Source organism: Actinomyces bouchesdurhonensis (assembly GCF_900128465.1).
GTDB classification, from domain to species: domain Bacteria; phylum Actinomycetota; class Actinomycetes; order Actinomycetales; family Actinomycetaceae; genus Pauljensenia; species Pauljensenia bouchesdurhonensis.
Genome location: NZ_LT635882.1, coordinates 1 through 4,894, shown reverse-complemented (window position 1 = coordinate 4,894; position 4,894 = coordinate 1). Strand labels below are relative to the sequence as shown.

At 61.0% G+C, this 4,894-nt stretch carries 3 protein-coding genes, 2 rRNA genes and 2 pseudogenes; 3 read left to right on the top strand and 4 right to left on the bottom strand.

Features of this window, described 5'->3' with window-relative positions; all coding sequences use genetic code 11:
- Both BQ7477_RS10925 and rrf read left to right on the top strand, forming a co-directional pair.
- Nucleotides 1-133 (top strand): 23S ribosomal RNA (locus BQ7477_RS10925); the annotation flags it as partial.
- A gap of 121 nt (nt 134-254) precedes the next feature.
- A 5S ribosomal RNA gene (gene rrf, locus BQ7477_RS10920) occupies nt 255-371 on the top strand.
- Between the two features lie 447 nt (nt 372-818).
- Here rrf and BQ7477_RS13190 read toward each other — a convergent pair.
- From BQ7477_RS13190 to BQ7477_RS10895, 3 genes and pseudogenes are all read right to left on the bottom strand, one after another.
- Nucleotides 819-989, bottom strand: a pseudogene (locus BQ7477_RS13190) (IS3 family transposase); the annotation flags it as partial.
- A 41-nt stretch (nt 990-1,030) separates the two neighbouring features.
- A pseudogene (locus BQ7477_RS13185) lies at nt 1,031-1,255 on the bottom strand (IS3 family transposase); the annotation flags it as partial.
- A 561-nt stretch (nt 1,256-1,816) separates the two neighbouring features.
- Nucleotides 1,817-2,128, bottom strand: a complete 312-nt coding sequence (locus tag BQ7477_RS10895; RefSeq protein WP_073982800.1) for a transposase — start codon at nt 2,126-2,128, stop codon at nt 1,817-1,819.
- Between the two features lie 934 nt (nt 2,129-3,062).
- Between BQ7477_RS10895 and BQ7477_RS10890 the strand changes: the two genes are divergently transcribed.
- Complete coding sequence (locus BQ7477_RS10890; protein WP_073983906.1) at nt 3,063-4,358, top strand: threonine/serine exporter family protein; 1,296 nt, start codon at nt 3,063-3,065, stop codon at nt 4,356-4,358.
- Between the two features lie 331 nt (nt 4,359-4,689).
- Here BQ7477_RS10890 and BQ7477_RS12635 read toward each other — a convergent pair.
- Nucleotides 4,690-4,894 (bottom strand): hypothetical protein (locus tag BQ7477_RS12635; protein WP_234968834.1); only part of this gene is annotated, 205 nt, incomplete at its 5' end.

Sequence of the window (4,894 nt, the reverse complement as noted above, 5' to 3'; positions counted from 1 at the left end):
CAAGATGAGGTTTCCGCGCCCCCGATTGTGGGGTGAGAGGCCCCCGCCAGACGAGCGGGTTGATAGGCCAGAGGTGGAAGCACCGCGAGGTGCTCGTGAGCCGACTGGTACTAATGGGCCAACACTAAACAAACACCCCAAACACGTTATGAGGGGTGAAACAATACAGGCAACACAATGCCGCAACCACTATGCACACCACGATCAACCCACACCCCACCGGCAGGTGGGGGGGCGTGTTGAACACTAAATCTTGTGGTGGTCACAGCACCGGGGAAACGCCCAGCACCATTCCGAACCTGGAAGCTAAGCCCGGCAGCGCCAATGGTACTGCAACCGATAGGTTGTGGGAGAGTAGGACACCGCCACAACACAACAAAACCCGAGGGACGGCACCGCCACACGGCGTGCCGTCCCTCTCCATTCCAACACCCCACCACAAGCCACCAGGCCAAACGTCGTCTAACATTGGGTAGTTGAACGCGCTTCGTGCGCACCACAGACAAGAGCGCCACCAGCGGCGCCACCGCCTGCCCTACCAGCAGCGCCACCAGCAGCGCCAGTGGCTGCGCTACCAGCAGCGCCACGAGTGACAGCGCACGACCCCCGCCTGGCGAGCTATCCACGAATGTCGCATGCAATTGCCCCAACACCGCGCCCCACCACGCAACCATATCGTAGGAATCGCAACGCTAACACACACCATTGAAAACTCACCCAACCGAATTGCACGCAAAACCACCCCGAGCACGCTAGCTACCTGCCCTCCTCACCACACACGTGGGTCTGGGGTTGTGCGCAAGTTGTTGACGGTTTGTTTATGCGGCTGTTGTCCAGGCCGCTTGGTGTAGTTCGTATTCGATGGGGGATTTGCCGCCGAGGCTGGTGTGGATGCGGCGGCGGTTGTAGAAGTCTTCGATCCAGGTGGCGATCCCGGTGTAGACCTGGTCGCGGGTGGTGAAGGTACGCCGGTAGTAGTACTCGGTTGTGAGGGTGGCCCAANTGGGTGCGCGTTCAGGCCTGACAGGCCTTGGCGGCGCATCGACGCGGCGACCGCCCGCACACCCACATCCACGCCCGAGCGCGTCAGAGCATGGCGGATGCGAGGAGCCCCATACGTGCCGCCCGAGACCTCGTGTTCCCAGGCCACCGCCTCATCCAAACGCCGACGCACCAGCGCGCGCTCGCCCCGCTGGGGTGCACGGTTTTTCCACGCGTCATAGCCCGCACGCGTGACCCCTAGAACGTTGGCCATCAAGGTGATCGAGTAGGAAGCCCTTGGGCGCGTCCATCAGCTCACAGCGCTGGTGTTGTGGTGCCCAGACGCGAAGAAGGCGCTGGCTTTTCCCAAGAACTCCCTCTCCTTCTCCAGCTCGCGCACCCGCCGACTGGGCGCCGTGATCTCGGCTTCCAGCTCGCGTGGATCAGGACGACCCTGCGCGGCGGCTTGACGCCGCTCGCACTCGAGTGTGACCCACCGGCCCACCACCGATTCGCCCAACCCTCAATCCCGGGCCACAGACCCGATCAAAGACCCTGTATCCAACACCAGACTCGCCACATCACGACGATACTCCGGTGTAAAACGNACCCACATCCACGCCCGAGCGCGCCAGAGCATGGCGGATGCGAGGAGCCCCATACGTGCCGCCCGAGACCTCGTGTTCCCAGGCCACCGCCTCATCCAAACGCCGACGCGCCGATGCGCGCCGACCCCGCTGGGTGGCTCGGCTCTTCCACGCGTAATAGCCCGCGCGTGTGACCCCTAAAACCTTGGCCATCAAGGTGATCGAGTAGGAAGCCTTCTGCGCGTCCATCAGCTCAAAACGCTGGTGTTTTGGTGCCGAGACGCGAAGAAGGCGCTGGCTTTTCCCAAGAACTCGTTCTCCTTCTCCAGCTCGCGCACCCTCCGACGCAATGCCGTGTTCTCGGCTTCCAGCTCGCGTGGATCAGGACGACCCTGCGCGGCGGCTTGGCGCCGCTCGCGCTCGAGTTTGACCCACCGGCCCACCACCGATTCACCCAGCCCTAAATCCCGGGCCACAGACGCAATCGAAGACCCTGTATCCAACACCAGACTCGCCACATCACGACGATACTCCGGTGTAAAACGACGACGAGTTCCCATAACAGGCACCTCACTTTCCGCAGGCACACACACCCGCTTAACGAAGTGTCAACAACACAAGCCTAACCCCACCCCCATCCAGCCCTGGGTGCGGAGGGGTCGCAGAGGTGAACTGCGTCCCGGAGTCGCTCGCATCACAGAACATCTGGGCCATCACGCCCATGCTAGCCATTGTTCGTCGAGGTGGTCTGCACTGTGGGCGCCACATACCCGCGAACAGCGACCTCACCACCCGAGGCGCGACCTCACCACCCCGAACCGCGACCTCACCGCCATCAAACGGGGGGAATTGCACCATTAGAGGCGCGACACGCCGGCGACACGCCGACAGAACCCTCCTAATGCTGCAAAACCCCCACCACTACCCCTGGCGCCATGCTCCCGCACTGGCGCAGGACTGCCCGACGGGGCGCCGATAAACGCCGGTAGGGCATCGCCGGCAATGACAAGGGGAAGACGGGCGGCCAGCTCCCAGGCGAGGCTTGTTGCCGATGAGGCGTTACACTCGATCGGGAAGATTCAACCCCAACCGATCAGGCGCAATCCTCCCTAACGGGCGCAATCCTCCCGATGTGATGCCTCCCATCGGCGGCGCAAGCACGCAAGCACAATGACGGACGACGCAAGCGCACGTCACGGCCAACCCCCATCGGCAGCGCGAGAACGCCAGCCCGACACCACCCTCGACGAGGCCTGGGACCGAACCTCAACCAAGAAGTCCTGGCCTTTAGCTCATAACTTCGGATGAACAGTCACACATCGAAACACAGGACAAACCCTACCCCACCAATTCGTGTCCAAACCGCGACACACCAACGGACCAACGTCGCTCACATATGGCCTCGTGACATGGGATGCTATAGGCATGGTCACTTCTGCACATCCACGAGGGTCGCACCGCCACGGGGGTATCGACGACATTCTCGCGCAGCGTATGGCGGCGCATGACCGCCTCGCTCATCAGTCTCAGGTTGTTTTGCGGCTCGGACAGATGCTGCTCTCGTTCGGTGCGAGCGCGTACCGAGTGAAGAAATCGATGGCGGACGTTGCGCGCGCTGTCGGCATCTCAGAGCATCGTGCGCAAGTCACATATACGGAGATCATTGCTACCGCGTATGCTCACGGTACTTTCCGTACCGAGCTGGCCGAGCAGCGGCTCATGGGCGTTAACGCGGATAAGATTGATCGCATTAACAACTTTGTGGCGTCGCTGAACGGCAAGTCAGTGCGCGTAGAAGACGTGTCTGATGAGCTCGATAAGATTGCGCGCGTTCCGGGACTTTATGATTGGTTCACGAATGCGCTTGCGTCGGGTCTCGCATGTGCAGCTTTCGCGTTCCTGAACGGTGGGGGATGGGTTGAGTGCTCGGCGGTGGCCGTGGCCTCCTTCTTCGGTCAGGCGCTGCGCCGGCAGATGCTGGTGCGTCACATGAACCACTTTGGCGTCTGGATGGCCTGTGGTGCGCTTGCGGCGATGATTTATATTCTTTTGGTTGCTCCCGCGCAGCATTTCTTTGGTCTTGAGTCGACTCACCAGGCTGGTTTTATTTCGGCGTTGCTTTTCCTTGTTCCCGGTTTCCCGCTTGTCACCGGCTTGATCGATCTTGTGCGTCAGGATTTTCAGGGAGGGTTGGGGCGCCTCGTCTATGTCGGCATGCTTGTTGCTTCTGCGGGTGTCGCAGTCTGGGCGATTTCGGCTATCTTTGGATGGTCGGTGACTCCCGAGTATGGTGTGTCGTTGACTCCCTGGCTGCACTATGTATTGCGTTTCCTGACGAGCTTTGTGGCGGCCTACGGGTTTGCGATGCTCTTTAATTCGCCTCAGCGTGTCTGTGCGGTCGCTGCTCTCATTGGCGCTGTGATCAACACTGGTCGCATCGCTCTTAATGTGCAGCTGGGTGTTCCCGCGCCGGCGGCGGTTGGCCTCGCGGCTCTCGCTGCGGGTCTGTTTGCTGTGTTTGCGGCTCGGAGAACTCGTTTTTCGCGCGTGACGCTATCGGTGCCGGCCGTCGTTATCATGATTCCGGGGGTGCCCTTGTATCGTGCGCTCACGTATCTCAACAACCAGCAGATCGACGATGCGCTCGGCGCGCTCTTCACAGTCATCTTCACGATCGTCGCGATCGGCATGGGTTTGGCGCTGTCGCGTATGCTCACGGATAAGAATTGGCTGATGGAGAAACAGGAGCGGGTTCCTAACTTGTGGGAGTTTAAGGACGAGAACGCGTAGTGTGAGGGATTGAGGGTCGGCTCAGGTCGGCGTCGTTCAATTTCGAGTACGTGATTGACCGTGTTGAGATACGCGCGGTCGGTCGTAATCTCGCGATCGTGTGCGTGGCGGCAGTGGCTGCCTGGGTGCTTGTTGCGTTGATTTCGCTTTGATGCCTTTCTTTGACGAGGCCGTGGCCGGGGTACCGGCTACGGCCTCGTTTCGCTGAGGGCGCTGTTTGTGGACTCGCCTGGAGAGGACGCTGTCTGGAGGTTATAGGATAAAACGTGTTGGTTTTGTGGTGATTTTTCGGCTTGTTGGTGCGGGATAGTTGGTGTTGAAGGTGGTTGTTTCATTGTGGGGGTGTGAATGCCCCGCATGCCCGGTGGGCGGGTGAACGCTTGGCTTGGTATGGGCACTCGGCTTCCGGGGCGCGGCGGTGGCGCTGCTCCCCGGTGGCGTCGCTCGCTGGTGAGCTATCGGCCAGGTCAGCCGCATTAGTTCCGCGGCGAAGCAGTGTGGTGTGTTCGTGGCTGGTGAGGCGTCGTCGTCGGGCG